16 protein-coding genes and 2 tRNA genes are annotated in these 23,782 nt (G+C 35.8%); 12 read left to right on the forward strand and 6 right to left on the reverse strand.

Annotated features, from left to right (window positions below; translation table 11 throughout):
• The 4 genes from ACFIL8_RS03640 to hfq all read right to left on the reverse strand — a co-directional run.
• Nucleotides 1-743 (reverse strand): COX15/CtaA family protein (locus ACFIL8_RS03640; protein ID WP_375688941.1); only part of this gene is annotated, 743 nt, incomplete at its 3' end.
• Nucleotides 744-874: 131 nt separating this feature from the next.
• Nucleotides 875-2,701 (reverse strand): hypothetical protein, encoded by a 1,827-nt coding sequence (locus ACFIL8_RS03645; protein ID WP_375638201.1) that lies wholly within the window; start codon nt 2,699-2,701, stop codon nt 875-877.
• A gap of 144 nt (nt 2,702-2,845) precedes the next feature.
• The gene (hflX, locus tag ACFIL8_RS03650) at nt 2,846-4,189 is read right to left on the reverse strand and encodes a GTPase HflX (RefSeq protein ID WP_375688943.1); all 1,344 of its coding nucleotides are present in this window, start codon (nt 4,187-4,189) and stop codon (nt 2,846-2,848) included.
• Between the two features lie 53 nt (nt 4,190-4,242).
• On the reverse strand, nt 4,243-4,482 hold the full coding sequence (gene hfq, locus ACFIL8_RS03655) for an RNA chaperone Hfq (protein WP_005773461.1): 240 nt from the start codon (nt 4,480-4,482) through the stop codon (nt 4,243-4,245).
• 654 nt (nt 4,483-5,136) lie between these two features.
• Between hfq and ACFIL8_RS03660 the strand changes: the two genes are divergently transcribed.
• The 8 genes from ACFIL8_RS03660 to mazG all read left to right on the forward strand — a co-directional run bounded on the left by ACFIL8_RS03660 (nt 5,137) and on the right by mazG (nt 18,840).
• A complete protein-coding gene (locus ACFIL8_RS03660) occupies nt 5,137-9,696 on the forward strand; it encodes a hypothetical protein (RefSeq protein WP_375688945.1) in 4,560 nt (1,519 codons plus the stop codon).
• Between the two features lie 1,004 nt (nt 9,697-10,700).
• Nucleotides 10,701-13,019: an NADP-dependent malic enzyme gene (locus ACFIL8_RS03665; RefSeq protein ID WP_375611563.1), complete on the forward strand. Its 2,319-nt coding sequence runs from the start codon at nt 10,701-10,703 to the stop codon at nt 13,017-13,019.
• Between the two features lie 189 nt (nt 13,020-13,208).
• Nucleotides 13,209-13,493, forward strand: coding sequence for an acyl carrier protein (locus ACFIL8_RS03670; RefSeq protein WP_005773457.1), 285 nt, complete (start codon nt 13,209-13,211; stop codon nt 13,491-13,493).
• 10 nt (nt 13,494-13,503) lie between these two features.
• Nucleotides 13,504-14,679, forward strand: a complete 1,176-nt coding sequence (locus ACFIL8_RS03675) for a beta-ketoacyl-ACP synthase (protein WP_375613070.1) — start codon at nt 13,504-13,506, stop codon at nt 14,677-14,679.
• Nucleotides 14,680-14,694: 15 nt separating this feature from the next.
• Nucleotides 14,695-15,969 (forward strand): beta-ketoacyl-ACP synthase, encoded by a 1,275-nt coding sequence (locus ACFIL8_RS03680; protein WP_375613071.1) that lies wholly within the window; start codon nt 14,695-14,697, stop codon nt 15,967-15,969.
• 57 nt (nt 15,970-16,026) lie between these two features.
• Nucleotides 16,027-17,055, forward strand: coding sequence for a zinc-binding dehydrogenase (locus ACFIL8_RS03685; protein WP_375613072.1), 1,029 nt, complete (start codon nt 16,027-16,029; stop codon nt 17,053-17,055).
• A gap of 6 nt (nt 17,056-17,061) precedes the next feature.
• Complete coding sequence (locus ACFIL8_RS03690; RefSeq protein ID WP_375672069.1) at nt 17,062-17,991, forward strand: lipid A biosynthesis lauroyl acyltransferase; 930 nt, start codon at nt 17,062-17,064, stop codon at nt 17,989-17,991.
• 33 nt (nt 17,992-18,024) lie between these two features.
• A complete protein-coding gene (mazG, locus tag ACFIL8_RS03695) occupies nt 18,025-18,840 on the forward strand; it encodes a nucleoside triphosphate pyrophosphohydrolase (protein WP_375613073.1) in 816 nt (271 codons plus the stop codon).
• A gap of 70 nt (nt 18,841-18,910) precedes the next feature.
• On the opposite strand, the gene ACFIL8_RS03700 is transcribed toward mazG, so the two are convergent.
• A complete protein-coding gene (locus tag ACFIL8_RS03700; protein WP_375613074.1) occupies nt 18,911-19,276 on the reverse strand; it encodes an iron-sulfur cluster assembly accessory protein in 366 nt (121 codons plus the stop codon).
• 604 nt (nt 19,277-19,880) lie between these two features.
• Between ACFIL8_RS03700 and ACFIL8_RS03705 the strand changes: the two genes are divergently transcribed.
• Nucleotides 19,881-19,957, forward strand: a tRNA-Pro gene (locus ACFIL8_RS03705).
• A 251-nt stretch (nt 19,958-20,208) separates the two neighbouring features.
• On the opposite strand, the gene ACFIL8_RS03710 is transcribed toward ACFIL8_RS03705, so the two are convergent.
• A complete protein-coding gene (locus tag ACFIL8_RS03710) occupies nt 20,209-20,676 on the reverse strand; it encodes an Hsp20 family protein (protein WP_375613075.1) in 468 nt (155 codons plus the stop codon).
• Between the two features lie 258 nt (nt 20,677-20,934).
• On the opposite strand from ACFIL8_RS03710, the gene ACFIL8_RS03715 reads away from it, so the two are divergent.
• From ACFIL8_RS03715 to ACFIL8_RS03725, 3 genes are all read left to right on the forward strand, one after another.
• Nucleotides 20,935-21,852 carry an alpha/beta hydrolase gene (locus ACFIL8_RS03715; protein ID WP_375629406.1) on the forward strand — a complete coding sequence of 306 codons (918 nt, stop codon included), beginning with the start codon at nt 20,935-20,937 and terminating at the stop codon, nt 21,850-21,852.
• Between the two features lie 844 nt (nt 21,853-22,696).
• On the forward strand, nt 22,697-23,059 hold the full coding sequence (gene cpdR / locus ACFIL8_RS03720; protein WP_005773448.1) for a cell cycle two-component system response regulator CpdR: 363 nt from the start codon (nt 22,697-22,699) through the stop codon (nt 23,057-23,059).
• A gap of 97 nt (nt 23,060-23,156) precedes the next feature.
• Nucleotides 23,157-23,231: transfer RNA gene (locus ACFIL8_RS03725), tRNA-Val, on the forward strand.
• The last annotated feature ends 551 nt before the right edge of the window (nt 23,232-23,782 follow it).

The raw sequence follows: 23,782 nt of genomic DNA on the forward strand, positions 1-23,782 counted from the left end.
CCATCCATAAGGGGCCATGTATTATAGACTTTTCCAGCATGAAGCCCTGCAACCAAAGCTCCGAAATAAATCTCTATCAAGACGAGAATAACAAGCCATGCCGCAAAATATTGCACCTTTTTATTTGCTGGTTTTTCTGAATATTCTGCAAGCCCTCGAGATAAATAAGTAACAAAAACAATAACAAAACATGCTGTTATAAGATGAAATGCCAAACGATATTGGCTCACACTTGTTAAATTACTTTGCCCAATCCCTGAAGCAACCATCCACCAACCAATAAAGCCTTGAAAGGCGATAAGAATAGGTACAACAATAAGCGGGAGTAAGATATTTTTTTCAACACGCTTAGTCGCCCAAAACCAAATGAGCCCTAATAAAGCGACAAGACCAACAAGACGCCCAAGAACACGATGCGCCCATTCCCACCAAAAAATGACCTTAAAAGCACTTAAGGTCATATCAGGATTAAGCAGCTTATATTGTGCTATTTGTTGATATTTTAAAAATTCCTCTTGCCATTGATCCTCACCAATCGGTGGAATAACGCCGTGTATTGGCTTCCATTCCGTTATAGATAATCCTGATCCCGTCAAACGAGTAGCGCCACCTACTAAGACAATTGCCAAACAAAGCAATAAAATAGAGTAAAGCCACACCTGTATATGTTTTCTATTTTCCTTTTGCACAGGCGTTAAAATGCTATTGTTTAATCTCTTTACTGCCATCTCTGATTGCCCCACGCTTCTCTCCAACTAAAATGCATTTTAAAATTTAAACATTAACTCTTTGTCTATTTTAGTATGTACTACAACTTTAGCAAAAAACAAGCGTACCACTATAACATGCGATACATATTTCTTTTTTACGAAGCTTATGATGCTACAACGCGATAAACAGTCTTTGGAAAGCTGTCTACCATACGCATCATCCATTCTTGTTTATTAAGAACAGTATTACAAATATAATAGTCTGTTAGCTCTGCAAATTGCTCAAACCCATATTTGGGTTCGCTTGCCATCTCTAGGATGATAAAATCATATTCTTTTTTAAATTCTTGTAATATATGAAAAATATCATTTGAAAAATCTTGTGCTGAAATAGCACTTGTTAACCCCTGAGGAAGAATATCAACCCCCGTATCATAATCACGGTAAATAACATCATGCAACTTGGCATTGCCCGTTAAAATATCACTCAGTCCGCGATGTGGGCCTATGACTTTCTCTATTTGTTGACCAGAAATATCGACCAACAAAATTGTTTTGTTCTCTTTTGTGAGATGAAGTGAAAGCTTTGCCGCTGTCCGTGCAGCTTCTGGTCCAATGATTGAAATAATGGTTGAAGCACGCCATTTCAAAACATCAGATAATCCCTCTATCGTAATAAAAGCTTCAAAATTTTTCATTTCTTGAGAGACTAAAATACTCTCATTTTTCTTAAGATCATTTTCTTTTGATCTCAAATCCTCTTCTGAGATTTGGTCTTTTTTCCTTTTAAAGCACGGATAGAATAACAATATTCCTAGCAAAAGAGTAAGGAAACTGACCAATGCACTCACAAGAATATTTTTTCCATAAAGAGCCATAAAAGAAATTGGTGCTAACGTTGTTGGCGTGACCACGTGGATATTTGTATTTTGTAAGAGAAGAGGATCATCACTCAATCTCCGATATGAATCAATAATTTTTTCTCTTCGTTGAGCAGACTTGCTCATCGCTTCATTTTGGGCATCGACTGCTACTTTTATTTTATTTTCAAACTCGTTAAATATTTCATTCAAAGATTGGGATTGATCTTTTACAAAAAAGTTCATTCTTTTTTTGAGCTGTTTTTCTAATTCCGTTGCAATAACCTCATCTGAATGAACTTGATAAACGATTTGTAAAATTTTATTTTTTAATTGATGAGAAACTGTCTCTAATTCTGCAGTCATCGCTTTAATTTGAGGATGTGTCCACCCTAATTGCACAGCCATATGTGCTCTTTGTGTTTCCAAGAGATCACGTTTAGATTCCAGAGCAGCAATTGCTGAATTGCCTGCAATAAACGATAAAGACAGTAAAGACTGCCCATTTTCACGCATCATGTTAATCGTTGAATTCAAACTTGTTAAATGAATACGCTTTAAAGTTGCTTGCGTTAATTGCATCGAAAGATCATGAAGCTCTGTTTGTTTTACACCACGCTGAATAAAAGAATCAATAGATTTACGAAATTCCTGCACGATATTAAGGATTGCAATATTATCATATTGTTTGTCTTCTAATTTATCATTTAACAAGAATTGTTTCTGTTTTATGATTGCTTGTGAAAATGCGGAAAACCAAGTTTCCAACCCACGTTGAGCTGCTTCAAGTGTCTCGGCTTCAAAAGTAAGATCGATAAAATCACCATGACGCGATAAACGGATATTTTCATGATTTTTTTTCTTATAAGAAGCACTTAAAGAAAAATTCGAATCATTGAAGAACATAGGCTGTGAAAACAAAAAGGCGATAACATTGTCTTTCTTTTTAATTGGTAATGGCTTTCCTACAGAATCAGATAATGAAAATGTTAAAGTTGCTTGGTAACCACGAGGCTGGACAAAATAATACAACCAAATCAAAGATACACATAGCATTTGTAATAGCAAAACAATCAAAATGCTTCGCCATACGGTACGTACGAATAGTCTTTTATTACATGTAAGACTCATCTTTATTTTAACCAGCAAAATACTTCTTCATATTGTTTTATTAAGAGAAAGTAGTAACTATCCTCTTAACTTGCTGTCATATTATTTTGAGATAATAAAAATATAAAATTTAAGAACAAATGTTCAAAAATAGCTTTAAAGAACTTAATTCATATTTTTTTTGAGGCTCTCTAGTTGTTTTTTTGCTTCAGAAGTAACAACCGCTCTAATGGTAATAGACCCATCATCATGCCCTTCTTGCACTATTTCCGCAGAGTTTTCATAAAACCAATCAATAAGCGACATTTCATGAGGTTGTAAAAGATATTCAATGCTTTGCACCTCTCCAAAAATTCGCTTTTCAATGGCTCTTAATAATTGATCGAGTCCATCCCCCTTAAGTGCTGATACCATGAGAGCAGGATTTAATCGCGTCTTTGCGCTTGTTTGTAAAACATTCAATGCTTGCTCATCTAACATATCAATCTTATTCCAAACTTCTATGATATGCTCCATATCATCAATATCGATATCAAGACTTGAAAGCACTTCTAAAACATCTTGGGCATGTGCTCGATGATCAAGATCTGACATATCTCTTATATGAAGAATGAGATCCGCTTCAACCACTTCTTCAAGGGTTGCTCTAAAAGCTGCAATCAAATTCGTTGGCAAGTTAGAAATAAACCCTACAGTATCAGACAAAAGAACAGTTTTTCCATGGGGAAGCACAACTTTGCGCAAAGTCGGGTCAAGCGTTGCAAATAACATATTCTTTGCTAAAACATCTGCACCGCTTAAACGGTTAAAGAGAGTTGACTTTCCTGTATTCGTATATCCTACCAGTGCCACAACAGGATAAGATGTTTTTTTCCTTTTTGCTCTATGAAGTGCACGTGTTTTAATAACCGTTTGCAATTCGCGGCGAATACGAATAATTTTCTCTTGTAAAAGACGCCTATCTGCTTCAATTTGCGTCTCACCAGGTCCACCTAGGAAGCCACGCCCCCCCCGTTGCCTTTCCAAGTGCGTCCAACTCCGCACAAGCCTCCCTTTTTGATAGGACAAACGCGCTAACTCTACTTGCAAAACTCCTTCTTTTGTTCGTGCACGATCCCCAAAAATTTCAAGAATCAAAGCCGTTCTATCGATAACTTTGCAATTCCATAATTTTTCTAAATTACGCTGCTGTACTGGCGTTAAAAAGTGATCTACAATCGCAAGCTCAATAGAATATTCATCTATATAACAGGTTAACGCATCTACTTTACCTTTTCCAAAGAGAGTCGCAGAGCGAGGCGTTGCAATATTAATCGTTTCATAATTAACAACTTCTAACCTTATAGCACGTGCTAACCCCAATGATTCTTTAACACGAGAAGATATAGAACACTCTCTCAAAGAGCTTTCACTTCTATTTTCTTGAAAAATCGGTATCAAAACAAGTGCGCGCACCTGTCCTGTATTCTGCGAAAATACCCCTCCTAATCTCTCATTTTCATTTATCATAGCAATCTAAGTACTTTTAAATGGGATAAGAGGTCTATCTTAAAATGATATGTTTACTCAGGACTTTCACCCTCAAACATCTGTACAGGCTGTCCAGGCATAATCGTAGAAATAGCATGCTTATAAACCAATTGCGCGTGTCCATCTCGGCGCAAAAGAACACAAAAATTATCAAATGAAGTTACAATACCCGTGAGTTTAACGCCATTGACAAGAAAAATTGTAAGGGAAATTTTTTGCTTACGCACCGTATTTAAAAACACATCTTGCAGGTGTTGTGATCGCTCTGCCATTATTCTTACACCTTTATCTAGATTGCATAAAATATTCGTGCATGCATATCGACTGAAAAATATCCAATTGTCAACGTAGAAGCTTAAAAATTCAGCAACAAACAACTGAAATTAGAGAAAAAACAGCTCTTTAAGACAATAATAAAGTACAACTTACGAAAAGCTATATTAAATTAAAAATTTTTCCACGTTTACTTTTTTATGAGCTTACAATTCAAAGGCATACTTTTATACATCCTAAGCTATTACAGACTATATGTGATGATGAATCTGCTTCGTTTAGAATCAATAAAAGTAAGCGGACAACAACATTTATTAACGATTGTCGATATTAAAGAGAGACATTCGCACCTTACTGTATATATAACCGCTATTAAATTGTCCTTATTTCAAAGACTGCCGGCTTATAAAGCTTTCTATAAACACAAGTTGTAAACAGTATTTTTGTTTTAGTTAGATTTAAATAATAAATTGTTTTTACTATATTCTATAACATTTTTAAACAGGGTACAAGAAACCGCGTTAACTTTATCTTGATAAGTTTTTAAAATTTTTCCCTAAGCATATTCCTTTCTAAATAATTAACAGCTAGTATGTAGAAATTATGTGGAAGAGAACGTATCCCTTTTCCGGCTGTAAGAGTACGAGGCGAGTATGGCACGCAGAACAAAATTGCAAACATTTGAAGTTGAAGTTGAAGAAGCCCTCACAAAAGCTATGAACTTTGATTTCGATGACACAGGATTTGAAACGATATCATCCAATAATTCTGAAAATGTTGTTAATGTCGATGATCTGATTCAAAAAATTGCAATGGCAGAAGAAGAATTTTTTGCTGAAAACGGTACGTCAACTTTTGTTTCTAATATTCATGATGAAGCTGTTGTTGATAAATCCGTTGTTGAACAGCTTTTTGCTCCAAAACCTTCACCTGATATTTCAGGTGGAACTGTTCATAATACATTATTGCCTACAAAACTTCTTCCTGCAAATGATGATATAACAACCCCTGTAAATTTTGGACCATTCAAGCAGCGTTCTTCCTCTCGAGTCTACTGGTATACAACAGCGCTTAGTGCTTTATGGGCAACGGGAGGAGCTTTTATTGCGCATAAACTCGCACCTACCGGACTCAGCTCCTTATCCAATATCAGCACTTTTGTTACATCCCCAACAGGACTTGCTGTAGCAGCCGGAACAGCAATTCCTATCCTTATATCTTGGGGCGTTGCTCAATTAACAAAACGTTCAAACGACTTGCATAATATTGCGCTTCTTATGACCAATGCTGCACAGCGCCTTAGTGAACCACAACATCTATCTGAAAAACAAGCTATTGCTATAGGGCAAACCATTCGTGAAGAAGTAGCGGCAATGAACGAAGGTATTGAACGTACCCTCGGACGTGCTGTTGAACTTGAAGCAATCATACAAGGTGAAGTTCACAATCTAGAACAAGCCTATGCTGAGAATGAATCACGCATTCACACATTAATCAAAGAATTGAGTAATGAACGCATAGCCATTTTGAATCACGCAGATCGCGTACAATCAACAATTAAAGGAACCCAAGAACAACTGAGTGATGAATTTGGTTTGGTTACCTCTAACATTGTGACCAATGTTGAAAAGCTTGCACAAACCCTTTCTCAAACTTTACAAAAACAAGGTGAAGACCTTGTTGAAAAACTTTCCTATGCCGGTGATGGCGTAACAAATCAACTTGTTGAAAAATTTAACAAAACAACAACACAAATTCAGCAGAAAAACACGGAATTTTTTCATGAATTAGGAAAAAACTTTGATGGTTTTGCAAAACGATTTGATCATAATGAAAAACAAATAGAAAAAACCTTTAATGAAACAGCTGAAAAAGCGGAAGTACATGTTGCTAAAATTGCAACACATATACAAGCAGTAACAGATCAAACTTTGCACGCTGTCGATGAAAAGTTTAAAGCCTTGGATAAAGCTCTTATTGATCGTAATAATCAATCTCTACAGAATTTTGATGAGAAGATCTTAAAGCTCGACGACCAAGCACATAAACTCTCTTCTAAATTTGATAACGTAACCTCGCAAGCAATTGGAGCCTTTGAACAACGTTTAGCAACTGTTGATCTTTCTCTTAAAGAACATAGTGATTCCATCATTGATTCCTTTATAGAACGCAGTCAGGCTTTAGAGGATAATGCTGAAAAACTTGGTAACTTCTTGGAAGCTCATGTCTTGAAAATAAATGAGAAGCTCCAAGAAAAAACAGCAGACATTACCCATGCATTTACAAATGGACGTGAAGCTATTCTTTCTGCAATTGATAAAAGTAAGGAAAGTCTGAGAGAAGAAATTCAATATGTCGACAATGCCATTGTTGATATCATACAAGAACGTTCACAAGATTTTAAAGTACAACTTTCTGATCAACGAGCTCTTATGGCAGACATGCTCGATAACGAGAAAAATAAAATTGCGGATACATTAAGAAATCAAATTGATGTTTTGTCCCAAAATACTTCTCATATTGAAAAAGTTTTGGCTGATAATGTTCAAATCGTTGATAAACAAGCTGAAAATCATATTACAAACATCATTCAATGCACTGAAAAGTTACAAGATGTCATTGTACAAAGTTGTAATACAACCCAAGATGCTTTAGAAGCACAAGCGAGAAATATTGATATCCGTGCCGATGCTTTGCGCGATTCTTTAGCGATTAATAGTTTTTCTCTCAATGAAGTTCTTGCCGATCAAGCACGCACACTTGAACAACGCATGGAAACAATCCATAATCTCATTGCAAAAAGTGATATACGTGTCGATGTTGCATTGAAACAACAAATAGATTTAGTTGAGAGTGCAATTGTCGCCAATAATAAAAACATTACTGAAACGGTTCAAGATCATATCAAAAACCTTGAAAGCCATGCCGAAATTTTAAAGAATACGCTCTCTCAATCGAGTGGTGTTTTCTTTGAAACCCTTGAAACACGTATGGAATCATTCGATACAGATCTAGAAGATCGTGCACACAAAATTTTTGAACGGACAACAACGCTAGAGGAAACATTATCTGAAAAATTTAGCCAAATCTGTGAAGCCATTGATATGCAAACATCTGTTATTGAGGAACGTTCTGACACATTAAAAACGTCTCTCATGATTAGTAATGAGCAAAGTCAGATAATTCAACAAGCGCTGGAAAGCAGTGTTGACAATATGCGTGTAACCTTAGAAGACTCTGTTAATACAGTGACAGATAACCTGCATAATAAGATTATAAAAGCTTCTGATATTCTTTCTTCTACGAGTGAACAAATTCTTTCATCTGTTACAAATGTTACTGCACAAGCAGAAAATATTCTCTCAGAATCAGGCAATCGCATTGTATCAAATGTCAAAAAAACTGTTTATGATACCAGTGAAAAAGTTCTGTCAGTTCTGTCTGAACAAACAGCGCATACTGTCGAAGCTTTCGCAACAGCCAGCCATAATGCACAAGCATTATTGAATGAAACTATTCACACATCAACAACAGCAATAGAACAAGTTCTTAATGAACGCTGTGATGTTCTTCATCACTCTATGCAAAATCTTAAAAATAATTTAGGATATCAGCTCTCTGATGTAACGAGCCGTCTGGAAGATGCTGGAAATCAAACAACAACACAAATTTCACAACATGTTGGAAAAATAACAGAGCTTACAAATCACTTAAATCAAGCAGCGCAAAATACGACAGAATCAATTGATTCTTTAACACAGCATATCGGTGAACAACTCTCTCTTTCCACACAAGATGCTGAACAAAGAATTTATGCACATAATGAATCTTTAGTGAATAGCTTAACCAAAGCTAACTCTGAAACACTTCAAACAATAACGATTATGAAGGAAGAGCTTGTTAATAATGTCTCATCCATCTTAACACAGTTGAATCAATCAATTTACAATTTTCACGAAAATAGTAATGTTTTATTATCGGCTGTTCAAAATATTGATGGGCAGTTTAATGAGAGTACGAATAATTTTTTCCGCAACACGGACCAAGTAGCAGAGCGTTTGTCAGCTTCAAATCAAGCGCTCAATACTAATGTTGAAATTCTGCAAGGACTTTCAAAGAGTACCTTTGAACAAATTAATCATATAACGAGCAGTTTTGGTGAACATGCAAAGACACTTTCCCAAACTATTCATGTTCTTGAACAGTCTGAAAATTCACTTAGTGCAACACTTGAAGAAAAACATAATACGCTTTCTGTATTAAGCGATGCTCTTGTTTCAAAGTCTCATGAAATTAATCAAATGATTGGGCATTATGAAAAAATCTTCAACTTAGCACTTGAACGCTCTGATAAGAATGCGCGTAACTCCACAAATTCATTCCAACAATCACTTAATAAGCTTGTTAGTGAAGCATCAACGCGTTTTTCAGAAGCAGCAGAAGATATACGTCGCTCCGCTGATGAAGTTCGTTTAGAGCTTTCAAAGATTAATAATGATATCAATGAAAATGTAAAAAAACTTCCAGAAAAAACAAAAGAAACAACGCAAACAATTCGCACAGCTTTGAATGAACAGATTACAGCGTTACAAGATTTAGTCAGTGTTATACAAAATGATCAAAAGAGCGCACAAAAACAGCTAATGTCAGCATTTCCTACATCATCAATGTTTAATCAAAAAAGTGACAGTTCCACTGAGTCTGTTAAAAAGATTGTGCCACCTAAGCCTATTTTGCAACAAGATCAAAGCAAAAAAAGACCAAATAAATGGGTATCAAATCTCTTAGAAAGAGCTTCACGTGAAGAAACATTTTATGATGCTCCCCCTAGTGATGATGTTTTAACATCAGTGCAAACAAAACCATCTCCTGCAAACTGCTCTCTTAATTCATTAGCTTCTGGTATAGTGCAAGCTATTAATCACAATGCCATTGTTGAGCTATGGGATCATTATCAACGTGGACAAAAAAACATCGTAACAGAACGCCTTTATACCTTAAATGGACAAAAAATATTTGAAATGATTAAGAAAAAATATATGAGCGATTTTGGGTTTAAACGTTCAGTGAATCAATATGTTACAGATTTCGAAAAGCTCTTACGTGATATATCGCGCAGTTCTGGCTCTTCCAACTCAGTTCGCAAGTACTTGATATCAGATACCGGAAAAGTTTATACTATGCTTGCTCATGCAAGTGGTCGAATCCAATAACAAATAAGAAAGTGGAAAAAGATATTTTTTCCACTTTCTCTCTCCAGTTGTTTTAATGGCTCATCATAGAATGCTTTTTTTTCAACTGTAGCTTTGTACTTCAAAGGTTGGGATAATTGGCATGCGGTTTTCTTTGATATCCTAAGCAATAACCCTAAAGAAGCGTAATGGCTTATCAAACAACGTATCATTCTAAGAATGATAAAGCATGTTTTCTATTTCCTTATCTTTTTCTTAACTCCTTTATTTTTCATAGTTTCATAAAGGTACAAAATCGGTAATAATTATTTTTATTAATTGTGAAAAAAATTCATGCTTTTGTATTAAAATAGCTCATAGAAACACTTCTATTTATTTTTTTTTAATGTTTTTTATCCACATATTACTCTCGTTTGAATTATGTAAGTAAATATTTTTTATTATATTAGATGAGTTTGAGCTAAAAGAATCTTATTGTATTCAAATTTCTCATTCAACATACGAGATGATTCATTATAAATTATAAAGTTTGCATTATTAAGAGTTCAATTGAATAATAAACAAAACAACTCCCATTTTTAAAGTTCCAATTTCCTTTTAAATAGCTGCAAAAATAATTTATAAATTGCAAATTGTTATTTAAAATTTCTTCTACCTCCCTATAGAAATTTAAATAAAGAAGATGAAGTTAATAGAAAACACTCTTCTTTTCTTTCCTTAAGTTGTAAGCATTGCAAAAAAAATAATGGCTTGGTAATGTAATTATTAGTAATATTTTATTCGTTTGTAGACTAATCAATTTTTACGCGTTTTATTAAGGAAAGAAAAAACTAATCGTGCTTCTATCAATGAAATTATTCATGCACACAAACAAAAAGAATCATCAAACTGGTTTTACGATCCAGAAGAGTTTTCTCATACTCATGCATTTTGATATTCAGAGAAATGAGGATCTATTAGTGGACAAAACCTTATCGTAGATGGAACATCTCATATACACATACGCTAACTTGGATATCATAAAAATGTCTAGAGAACGAAATAGTGATTTCAGTTCACCAAAAGCTGAACTTGACAGTGCCGCACTTTTTTATCACCAGTACCCTAAACCTGGAAAATTGGAAATACAAGCAACAAAACCTCTTGATAACCAACGTGATTTAGCTCTTGCTTATTCTCCAGGTGTTGCTGCACCATGTCTTGCAATTCATGAAGATCCTAATCTTGCTGCTCAATATACCTCCCGTTCTAATTTAGTCGCTGTTATATCCAATGGAACTGCTGTTCTTGGTTTAGGAAATATTGGCCCTCTTGCTTCAAAGCCAGTTATGGAAGGTAAAGCCGTTTTATTCAAAAAATTTGCGAATATTGATGTCTTTGATATTGAAATTGATGCATCCGATATAGAACAAATGGTACAAACGGTATCGACTTTAGAACCTACATTTGGTGGTATTAATCTTGAAGACATTAAGGCTCCTGAATGTTTTGACATCGAAGAAAAGCTTCGTGCTAAAATGAAAATTCCAGTTTTTCATGATGACCAACATGGAACTGCCATTATTGTTTCTGCGGCTGTATTAAATGCCTTAAATCTTTCAGGAAAAAAAATTGAAAATGCAAAAATAGTTACCTCAGGTGCAGGTGCTGCTGCCCTCGCTTGCCTTAATCTTTTGGTTCGTCTTGGGGCAAAAGTTGAAAATATTTGGCTTAGTGACTTAGAGGGAGTTGTTTATGAAGGTCGCAAGACCCTTATGGATCGTTGGAAAATCAATTACGCACAAAAAACGGACGCACGAACTTTATCTGATATTATTGATGATGCGGATATTTTTCTAGGCCTATCTGCAGGTGGTGTTTTAAAGCCTGAATATCTTAAAAGAATGGCTCAAAATCCACTCATTTTAGCACTGGCTAATCCAGTACCAGAAATTATGCCTGAAGAAGCACGCTCTATACGACCAGATGCAATGATCTGCACAGGACGCTCTGATTATCCCAATCAAGTTAATAATGTCCTTTGTTTTCCCTATATCTTCCGTGGTGCATTAGACGTAGGTGCTAGTGCAATTAATGAAGAAATGAAAATGGCCGCTGTTCATGCGATTGCTGCCCTTGCACGTGAAGAAACTTCAGATGTTGTAGCACGTGCATACTCAAAAGAACCACCCAATTTTGGACCAGACTATCTAATCCCCTCTCCTTTTGATCCGCGTTTAATACTGCGTATTGCCCCCGCTGTTGCTAAAGCAGCAATGACAACTGGTGTTGCCATTCGTCCCATTGAAGATATGGAGGCCTACTATGATATCCTCAATCGATTTGTCTTTCTTTCTGGTTTAACAATGAAACCTGTTTTTGCTGCAGCAAAAACAGCAAAACGTAAACGCGTCATCTATGCCAATGGTGAAGATGAACGCGTCCTTCGTGCGGCACAAGTTGTCATTGAAGAACAAACAGCAACGCCCCTCCTTATCGGCCGTCCACATGTCGTAGAAGCAAGATTAAAACGCTTTGGTTTAAGAATTCGTCCCGGTATAGATTTTGAATTAACAAACCCTGAAGATGATCCACGTTTTCGTGATTATGTTAATTTATTTTTTCATTATACAGGAAGGCGTGGTGTTACGCCTGAAATGGCAAAAACAGTAGTGAGAACATCAACAACGGCTATTGCTGCCCTTGCCGTTATGCGTGAAGAAGCAGATGCAATGATTTGCGGCTTAGAAGGACGCTTTGAACGTCAACTTGAATTGATTGAACAAATTATCGGTCTTGATCCTCATGTTCACCGTTTTTCTGCTATGAGTTTGCTTATCTCTCAACAACGTACTCTTTTCCTTACAGATACTTACGTCAATGAAAATCCTTCTGCAGAAGAAATCGCTGAAATGACTGTGTTGGCAGCTCAAGAAGTTGAAGCATTTGGAATAACACCAAAAGCAGCCTTATTATCACACTCAAACTTTGGTTCTAAAAACACAGAAAGTGCGCGTAAAATGCGACGTGCAACAGAAATTCTTGCCAAATTACACCCTGATTTAGAAGCAGATGGTGAAATGCATGCTGATGCTGCCCTTTCCAAAGTTTTTCGTGATCGTGTTTTTCCTAATTCTCGTCTTAAAAGTGAAGCTAATTTGCTTGTCTTTCCAACACTTGATTCAGCCAATATCACGCTCAACACTGTTAAAAGCCTCACAAATGCACTCCATGTTGGTCCTATTCTAATCGGGGCAGCACGTCCCGCCCATATCTTAACACCTTCAGTAACTTCCCGGGGAGTTGTTAATATAACAGCCCTTGCTGTCCTTGCTGCCAATAGAAAAAATAGTCTCGTAAAATAAATGCGTAATAAAATTTCAAAGTTTTTTAAATATTGAGATATAGTATTTCATGTACTGTAAACCTCTTTTCTCTATAGATAAAGACAGCTATATTCTGGATTAAGTCTTTTTTTTAAAGAGAAAAAAGGCTAGAAGAACAATATTAAATGTATTTTGAATTTACTAACTCTATAATAAGGAATCCGTACATTGCCTTCCACGTTTGATAAAGTTGCTGATATCATTGCAGAAATCAGTGAAATTGATCGCAATACAATTACACCTGAGAGTCATACAATTGACGATTTAGGAATCGACAGTCTTGATTTTCTTGATATTGTTTTCGCTATTGATAAAGCTTTTGGAATAAAAGTCCCTCTAGAACAATGGACACAAGAAGTCAACGAAGGTACCGTTGCAACAGAAGAATACTTTGTTCTTAAAAACCTTTGTGCAAAAATTGATGATCTCGTTGCCTTAAAACAGGCGGAGTAGTTTTTTCGCCATGCATGATCAATCTGTATTCATCACTGGTATAGGTCTCATAAGCTCTCTGGGGGAAGGAACTGATCAACATTGGAATCTCTTAAATGATCCAATCCGTACACCAAACCTAGATTATACAACTTTTTCACCTTACACGGTTCATAAATTGCCCGAAATTGATTGGAGTTTACAAATTCCTAAAAAAAGTGATCAACGGCAAATGGGAACATGGCAGCGTCTTGGTACCTATGCGGCTGGTCTTGCTCTTGATGATGCCGGCATGAAAAATAATGAACAACTCACTTCAACAATGGATATGATCGTAGCGGCAAGTGGGGGAGAACGTGATATTACTGTTGATACACAGATTCTTTCTAAAGCGCGCGCTGTTGCCGATCATGCTTCTATGTTAAATGTTGCTCTTTCAACTGAACTTCGTCCAACATTATTTTTGGCACAACTTTCAAACCTTTTGGCAGGAAACATTTCAATTGTTCATAAAGTCACTGGATCATCTCGTACATTTATGGGAGAAGAAGGCAGTGGTCTTTCTGCACTTCAAATTGCTGTAGCTCGTATTAAATCAGGTCAAAGTACCCATGCTCTTGTAGGAAGTTCCTATAATGCACAAAGTTATGATATGTTGTTGGCGCATGAGCTTGGTGGTCTTTTAACCCATAATGGATGGAGCCCAGTGTGGGATCGTGGAATCTATCCAGGCGGCGGTGTCATAGCAGGTTCTGGTGGGATCTTCCTAGTTATTGAAAGTGGAGAACATGCCAAAAAACGCAACGCACGTGCTTATGCTGAAATTAGCCAAATTATTACAGACCAAACAGATAGAACCAAAATTCCACTTAGAGATTCAATTGCAACAATGTTAAAAACTGCGGGCGCTAAATCTGCCTTAGCCATTTCAGCAGCCTCAGGAGCTCACGAAGCAACAAAAGCAGAACAAAATGCTCTTGATAATGCTGATCTATCTTACCGTGGCATTACAACATTATTTGGTTATATGCGGGAAGCACAATTTCCTCTAGCTCTAGCTCTTGCAGCACTTTCAATTGAAAAAAAACGCGGTTTTCCAGCGTTAAGTCCTCATGAAAAACCTTTTTCTAAAGAAGTACGTGAAATATTTGTTACAACGATTGGTATAAAAAGAGCTGAAGGTATTGTGCGTCTTACTGCTGTTTGAAGGGGAATTTCTATAGTGAAATATCATGATCATTTTGGGCGTCCACTTGTAGCAATAACTGGTGCAGGCATTGTCACATCACTGGGACAAGGGAAACATGAAAATTGGCAAAAATTAACAAGTGGTGTAAGTGGTATCCACAAAATAACACGTTTTCCCGTTGAGGGATTAAATACATATATTGCTGGAACAATTGATTTTCTTAAAGAAAGTACACTTGGTGCTTCAGCTCTCTCTGAGAAGCTTGCACATCTTTCTGCTGAAGAAGCTTTAGAACAAGCTGCTATTGATAAAAAAAATTTTAATGGACCACTCTTTCTAGCTGCTCCTCCTGTTGAACTTGAATGGAAAGCACGTTTTAGTCTTGATCAAGAGGAAGAATTCAATAATGAGCCTTCTTATGCACATCTTCTTAAAGTCTGTAAGGATAAACTCCATGAGACGCTTTTTGAATCCACACAATTTGGTGCAATTGCAGAAAAACTTCAAAAAACATTTGGCACAAAAGGACTTCCTGTTACACTTTCCACTGCCTGTGCATCTGGTGCAACAGCAATTCAATTAGGTGTTGAGTCTATTAGACGGAGAGAGACAAATAGAGCTCTCATAATTGCGACAGATGGATCAGTTTCAGCAGAATCTCTTATTCGTTTTTCGCTACTATCTGCTCTTTCAACTCAGAATGAGCCTCCAGAAAAAGCAGCAAAACCCTTTAGCCGTGATCGAGATGGTTTTGTTATGGCAGAAGGCTCAGGCGCTCTTGTTCTTGAATCTCTTCAAAGCGCATTAAACCGTAATGCTACAGTTTTAGGAATTTTAGCTGGCTGTGGAGAAACCGCCGATGACTTTCACCGTACACGTTCAAAACCCGATGCATCACCAGCAATTGAATCCGTTCGCAAAGCTTTAGACGATGCAAAAATAACCATCAATGAAATTGACTATATTAATGCCCACGGAACTTCAACACCTGAAAATGAAAAAATGGAATATCTTGCATTATCAACAGTATTCGGTGATCTTTTAGAGCATATTCCTGTCTCTTCTAATAAATCAATGATTGGGCATACATTAACTGCTGCTGGTGCAATAGAAGCGGTTTTTTCGCTTTTAACCATTCAATCGGGAATACTTCCACCAACAATAAATTATGATAACCCTGACCCTACTATCCCCTTAGATGTTGTTCCTCATCATAGCCGTAAGTCCTGTGTCAATGCGGTTTTGTCAAACTCATTTGGATTTGGTGGTCAAAATATGAGTCTTGTTATCACTGCATATAAAGGATAATCCTATAATAATAAAATTTTATAACGCTAACCAATAATATATTTAAGGGGGATGATAATGCGTGCACTGCAACTCTTCGATGATCGTCGGCTTGAAATCACCAATATTTCCCCGCCATCTTCACCTAGTATAGGTGAAGTAACTGTGCGGATAAAAGCCGTTGCTCTTAATCATATTGATGTATGGGGATGGCGTGGCATGGCTTTTGCGAAAAGAAAAATGCCACTCATCATTGGTGCAGAAGCCTCTGGTGAGGTTATACAAATAGGAGATGGCGTTGAACATCTCCAACTTGGACAGATTGTCTCAATTTATGGTGCACAAACCTGCGGAGTATGCCAAGCTTGTCATGAAGGACGGGATAATCTTTGCAGTAATGTAAAGGGAGTCTATGGTTTTCACCTTGATGGATTTGCGTGTGAGCTTGTCAATTTGCCAGCACGTTTATTAGTTCCATCACCTCCCCAATGTGATGAATTGCAAGCAGCAGTTGCTCCAATTACTTTTGGTACCGTAGAACATATGCTTTTCGATAACGCAAAACTACAAGCAGGAGAAACAATCCTGGTACAGGCTGGTGGCTCAGGTATTGGTTCTGCAGCCATTCAACTTGCAAAACACATGGGCTGTACAGTTATCACAACTGTAGGTTCAGATGAAAAAATTGCAAAAGCGCACTCTCTTGGGGCAGATCATGTGATTAATTATCGTAAAGATCGTTTTGAAGGTGTAGTGCGTAAATTAACCCAAAAAAAAGGTGTTGACGTTGTTTTTGAGCATGTTGGTGTCGATACATGGAACGGTTCTCTGTTATGTATGAAAAAAGGAGCACGCTTAGTGACTTGCGGTTCTACCTCTGGTGTTTCAGCACCAATAAATCTCATGCAATTATTCCAGCAACAGCTTAAAATATTCGGTTCATTTGGCTGCCGTATGGAAAATATGAAAAATGCCATGCAAAAAATGGCACAAAAAGCCGTACACCCTGTCATTGATACAATTGTTGGGCTGGATGAAATTGATACAGCTTTAAAACGAATGGAGAGTCGTGATGTTTTTGGTAAAATTATCCTTAAAATCGATTAAATCATGATGAAGCTTTCTCTTAAAAATCTCATATATCGTATTAAAATTGTAGCTAAAAAAATATCCTACTTGTTATGGGCATATCTACTCTTTGGTTCTTTATTTATTCTAAAATGTTTTCCAGCCAAAATGGGAATTTCTTTTTTTGCTTGGTTAGCAAAAAAAATTGGTCCCTTTGTACATCGTCATCAAATCACACTCGCAAACCTTAGGAGTGCATATCCAGAAAAAACAGAGCAAGAACTCCGTGCGATTGCAATAGAAATGTGGGAAAATATAGGACGTTTCCTAGCCGAATATATTTTTCTTGATAAAATTTTTGATTTTGATCCTCATGCAGACGAGCCAGGTTTCATTGAGGTTAAAGGCACTGAAATATTTGAGCGATTAAAAAATGAAAAAAAACCACATATTTTTTTCACCGCACATACTGGAAATTTTGAACTTCTGCCTATTTGTGCACAAAGTTTTGATCTTAATGTTACGGTATTATTTAGACCACCCAATAATCCCTATGTTGCCAAACGAATCCTTAAAGCACGACAAACTTCTATGGGACACCTTGTTCCCTCCAAGGCCGGAGCAGCATGGGCATTAGCAGCCAAATTAGAAGAAGGTGAAAATGTTGGTATGCTCGTTGATCAAAAATTTCGCCGCGGTATCATGGGAACATTTTTTAACAGACCTCTTAAAACAAACCCCTTAATTATAAAACTTGCTCGACAATATGACTGTGATATTTATCCAGCACGTTGTATTCGTTTGCCTAGTGGACGTCATCGTTTAGAGTTATATGAACATGTAGAACTTCCACGTGATGAAAAAAATGATATCGATATAGCTGCTTCTACGCAAAAATTAAATGATATTGTTGAATCTTGGGTCCGTGAATATCCTGGACAATGGATGTGGTTACATAGACGTTGGGACATCTAACATAAGCTCTATTGCTTACAAAGGAAGTGCAAAATGTTAGCCTCAAAAGATATCAAAGATCTCACTGCAATTATCACTGCATTACGAAACTCTGATAATGGTTGTATCTGGCATAAAAAACAAACTTTTGAATCCCTCATACCCTATATGCTCGAAGAAGTTTACGAAGTCATCGATGCCATTGAACGAAAGAATCGAAAGGATCTCTGTGAAGAACTTGGGGATCTTCTTTTACAAGTTGTCTATCATGCTACCATAGCACAAGAAGAAGGCAGCTTTACTTTTGAAGATGTTGTTTATGCAATCACGGAAAAAATGATTCGACGCCATCCTCATGTTTTTGGAAATGCCGAGCAAAAAAAACGAGGATTTATAAAAGAGGAGTGGGAATATATAAAAAAAAGAGAACAGGTTGAACAAAAAAGAATGTGCGAAGAAAAAAACAACAATTCCTCCATAAGCATACTCGCAACAGTAAAACAAATCCAGCCAGCAAACCAAGAGGCACTTGCTTTACAAGAAACAGCAGCTAAAGTAGGTTTTGATTGGCAAAAAAGTGATAAAGTTTTTGAAAAAATAGAAGAAGAACTGGAAGAGCTCAAAGAAGCCATCAAAAATAAACAAAACTCAGAGATAGAAGCAGAGTTTGGAGATCTCTACTTTATACTTCTTAATCTCGCGCGCCACTTAGCGATTGATTCACAAAAAGCATTAAAAAAAACGAATATAAAATTTCGAAATCGTTTCGCCTATATTGAAGAAAAGCTATCCACTCAATCTAAAACACTCACTGACGCATCCTTGAATGAAATGGAAGCACTTTGGAAGCAAGCTAAAAATGAACGATAAAAAATAGTAGATTTCTTCTACCTAAAAGAACAAGCCCCTCTAAAATTACTAAATTATAATTTAGCTCAGCTCAATTTGTTTTATATTGATCCTGCGTAGCAGGACGAAGTTCCACCGATTCGCCACACCCGCATGCTGAAACTTGATTAGGGTTTTTAAAGACAAAACCAGACTGAAGCGTTGTCACTTCATAATCCATCTGCGTCCCTAATAAAAATAATACCGCATCATGTGCTACAAAAACACGGGCACCATTCACTTCAACAACATCCGCATCTATCCCCTTTTCTTTGACAAGAGTAATTGTATACTCCATCCCTGCACAACCACCTTTTTTGATACCAACAAGAATACCCTGTGCATCTTTTGCATCCATAATCGCTTTAACACGATCCACTGCTGCTTGCGTCAAGTTTATTACCGAAAAACGGCTCATCCTTTACTCTTTTCTTAGTTCAATAGACACTTTGAAAGTTTTTCCTCTATAATATTTTATCTGATATTTTAGAAAAAAAACAACAAAACATAAATTAAAGCATTCTGATCTTGTTTATTTGGATAAAAATACATACCCGTAAAATGAGATTTGTGATTATACAATCCAGAACTTACAATTTTTTATCCATATAAAATGAAAATACCTCGTCTATAAAACTCTAAAAAACGAAAACTTTTCAAAACCATACATTCACTCCTCTTCTTTTGAAAATCTTTATCTTTTTAGAAAAGTAACGATTAGGTAAGAAAAAAATATACCTTCAGCACTCATTTGCTCCAATTCATACCTCTACACCAATCTTACCCCCTCCTCACAATCTCAAAAGTAATTAAATGCATACATCTATTAACTATAGAGCTAAAAATTTAATGATCACAAAGAATTTTACAAATTCGTTATTTATCTTGAATTAACAACAAAATATTGATGTCCAAAATTTTTACTTTCAAAAGCTCTAAGTGCAAGAGCATTTTAGATTTTATTCTGTTTATTTTTTCTCTTGCCTTTAAAGAAACAGTCATTTAATCGTTTTACACGAACTCGGAGCGTAGCGCAGCTTGGTAGCGCACTTGACTGGGGGTCAAGGGGTCGTGGGTTCAAATCCCGCCGCTCCGACCATTTTTAAAATGCTATAAATAAGCTTACTTAAAAAGTGAATCATTATGCATTTCAATTGCACACACATGAACTTTTTCTTCAACGTAGAATAATGTGCAATGATATTTTATCATAAATTCGAGATAAGCTTTTTTATTAAAATGCGCTTCGTTCTTAGGAAAACACATACGAAACGCGAGACCTTTTGCCTCGCGTTTTTTATTTTTCAGAAAAATTTATAATTATCCGATCTCATATTTTCTAAATTTTCTTTACACGATAACGTCGCTGTTATCATTTTTTGTAATGGATGGTGACATCTGTACGGTTATCTTTTTGGGTTTTAATTCAGCTGGCATTTCCCTTTTAAGCTGAATATGAAGAAGCCCATCTCCAAGTTCTGCCCCAATAACCTTAACATGATCAGCCAAATGAAAACGCCGTTCAAAAGCACGCGAAGCAATACCTCGATAAAGGAATTCTCGCTCTTCATCATCATTTTTAGACTTTCTGTCTCCCTTAACGATCAGCTGGTTACAATGCGTTTCAATATCAATTTCATCTTGAGAAAAACCAGCAACAGCCATAGAAATTCTATAAGAATCTTCAGTTAAACGCTCGATATTATAAGGGGGATAAGAAGAAACTTCGTCTGGTTGTGTTCTAGAATCAAACCAGTTAAAAAGATGATCAAAACCTACTGTGGAACGATAAAATGGTGAAAAATCTACTTGACGCATAATATTGCCCTCCTCTAGAGCGACTATAATTTATAACTAATTCACAAAGTTCCCACATGGCAAACTTACTTGTGAACCTGCGGCCCCATCATGGCAACCGCACTATATTATCTAGTAATCGTTTTTCTTTATTTCAACTCTTTGGGACCTAAATTGATAAAAACTATCTAAAAAGCAATATACCCCTTTTTAAATCCTTTTTCTTCATTACATAAATGTCAAAGCACTAAGCAGCAAATACACTGTAAAGGATTTCAATTGGAAACACCTCTTTATCCCATAGACTGGGGGGCCACTCCTCTTAATGTCCATCATGGTACTCTTAAAATAGCAATAGATCATGAAATTCGTTTTGCTATAACATATCCTGAGGTGGAAAAATCTAAGGGAACAATTGTTATTCTCAAAAGCTACGCAAATGCTTTAGAAAAATATTTTTTATTAATAAATGAAATTTCTAAACGCGGTTTTCATACAGCAATATTTGACTGGTTTGATCAAGAAAAAACATCCCTCAAGATAAGAAAACAAAACAGACATCATTATTTTGATATAAATAACGATATTAATGACTTATATAAATTTCTTAAAAATATTGTTTATCCTAATTGTCCGCCACCTTACTCTATGCTTGCCTACGGCATAGGTGGATTGATAGCACTTAGCGGATTAGATCTCATTAATCATCAGTTTAATAGATTGCTCTGTGTTTCTCCCCTTTTTGCTCCATTCGGCAATAAAACAAATGGTTTTCAACATAAATTAACACAATTTCTTTCTGATATAGGTCTTGGCTTTATACCAGCGAAAGATGGTAAAAAATTAAACAAAACAAAACAAAAAAATATACAATTGGGACACATACATAAAGTGCCGCTCTCTTCCATTAAGCCCCCAACATCCCAATGGATAGCATCAGTATTTAATGCGATTGATTCTGTGAAGAGAAATGTACTTCATGGAGATTTACGAATCCCAACACTCTTTATTCTTGCCAATCAAAATAATATTGCAAACAACATTGAAGTGCAGCAATTATGCCAACACACACGTCTGACAGAAAGTATTACTATTACAGGCGCTGAACTGGATACAATTATGGTTAACGAAGATTATAAAAAGCAATTTTGGGCTGCATTTGATGCATTTATTCCCGATAATGTATCTGTAAAATAACACTAAACCTTAATTTCCGCTCCGCCCTATCAAAAAAGAAATTTTCTACGAGCATTGGATCTACAAACACTTTTTAATATAATGGATTTTACTTTCCAACCACTCATATGATTCGTTTTCTAGCCTCTACAGACAAGCCATGACCTAAATATTCACCACGCATTCTAATAAAAAAAACTAATATACAAAGTATATCATTACATTAAACAATATTATTTTATATCATAAAAAATAACTTAATAAAAAACTATTTATATAAATAAAAATAATAAATCTATCTTAATATAACATGATACATATTTATAAATAAAGCATCAAAATACTATTTTTGATCTGTTATTAAGTGATAATTTAATATTATATCTAGGAAAACAATATTTTTCATCTATTTAAGGAAAAAAACTGGAAATAAAGCGCATTTATAATATTTATTACAAATCTCTATAAAAACAAATAACTATAAAATTTCTATTTCTTAGGAGAACTTTTTAAAAACAATAAATTAACATAATATTCTTTTAATTTCTCGATATAGGAAGTCCCTACAATAACGGTTTTCATAAGTTTTTTAATGGAATTCTGATAATAATCAGTAACTTTAAAAGAAAAGATAGTAATGAATCATCTTAGTAGTTTTAGAGAACCCCTTCTTTTTTCAAAATCACATATATTTCGAATTTAACCAACTCACAACGAATATGCTGTATTCTGAATAAGAATGTAAGAATTAACCATTTTGCCATTCATTTCAATTATGAGCATTTTACCATCTTTTTTCTAAATACTCTATATTGTATAATTGATGCGGCAAAACTCTGACAAATGGAGCCATTGGAACATAATCATGAAACGAATCCTGCTCGCAGAAGATGATAACGATATGCGTCGCTTTCTCGTAAAAGCCCTAGAACGTGCAGGCTACGAAGTCGCCGATTTCGATAATGGTATTAGCGCATATGAACGTTTACAAGAAGAGCCATTTTCCCTTCTCCTGACTGATATTGTGATGCCAGAGATGGACGGAATCGAACTCGCACGACGTGCTACTGAGATTGACCCTGATTTACGAGTAATGTTCATTACGGGTTTTGCAGCAGTAGCACTCAATTCAAATAGTGATGCCCCTCCTGATGCAAAGGTTCTCTCTAAGCCATTTCACTTACGTGAACTCGTCAATGAGGTTGAAAAAATCCTTATTGCTGCTTAAAAAGTATTTTTTAAAGTTATTTGCATCTGTTGAAAGAGAAAATGAAATTAGGCATTGACGTTTGGCATTCTATATGGTGTATGCAACATCAATGAATGGGCGTGTAGCTCAGCGGGAGAGCACTACGTTGACATCGTAGGGGTCACAGGTTCAATCCCTGTCACGCCCACCATTCAACTTTATAGTATAAATAAATTATCGAATTATCGTATTCTTCCAAGGTACGGGATGCGTAAATAAAGATTCGGAAATAAGATTTTGCAATATGCCTCTACAAAGGGCATACTTTACGGAGTGTTTCTAATATTTTTTACGTTCTGATAGCGCCTCTTAGGGGAAGCCATCTAAAAGTATCACAAACGTAATAACAGCCTCATTTTGCAACAGATTAGAAGTTTGATTTTAAAATTCTTTCCACAAGCATAGGCTTCCGTTCTAAAAAATATTGTTTGTTTCCTGATCTATCCCCTGTTTTTCTTAATTCTTTCATGTCTATTGGTATACAACTTGTTGTCCAAACAGTTAGATATAACCACAGTCACTTCGATAGATATAAAACACTTAACCTTAGAGCTGTATTTTGAGTTTACCAATTACAGATTATAATAAAATATTAAAAAGAGTAAAAAACACGATAAAAGCAATTTTTTTCATTCTAAAAATACATTTGATTTATAATCATGTTTTATTGTTTGCCATGTTGAATGAGAAATCCGAATATCG

Source organism: Bartonella sp. AP57NXGY, from assembly GCF_042195805.1.
Taxonomy (GTDB): Bacteria; Pseudomonadota; Alphaproteobacteria; order Rhizobiales; family Rhizobiaceae; genus Bartonella.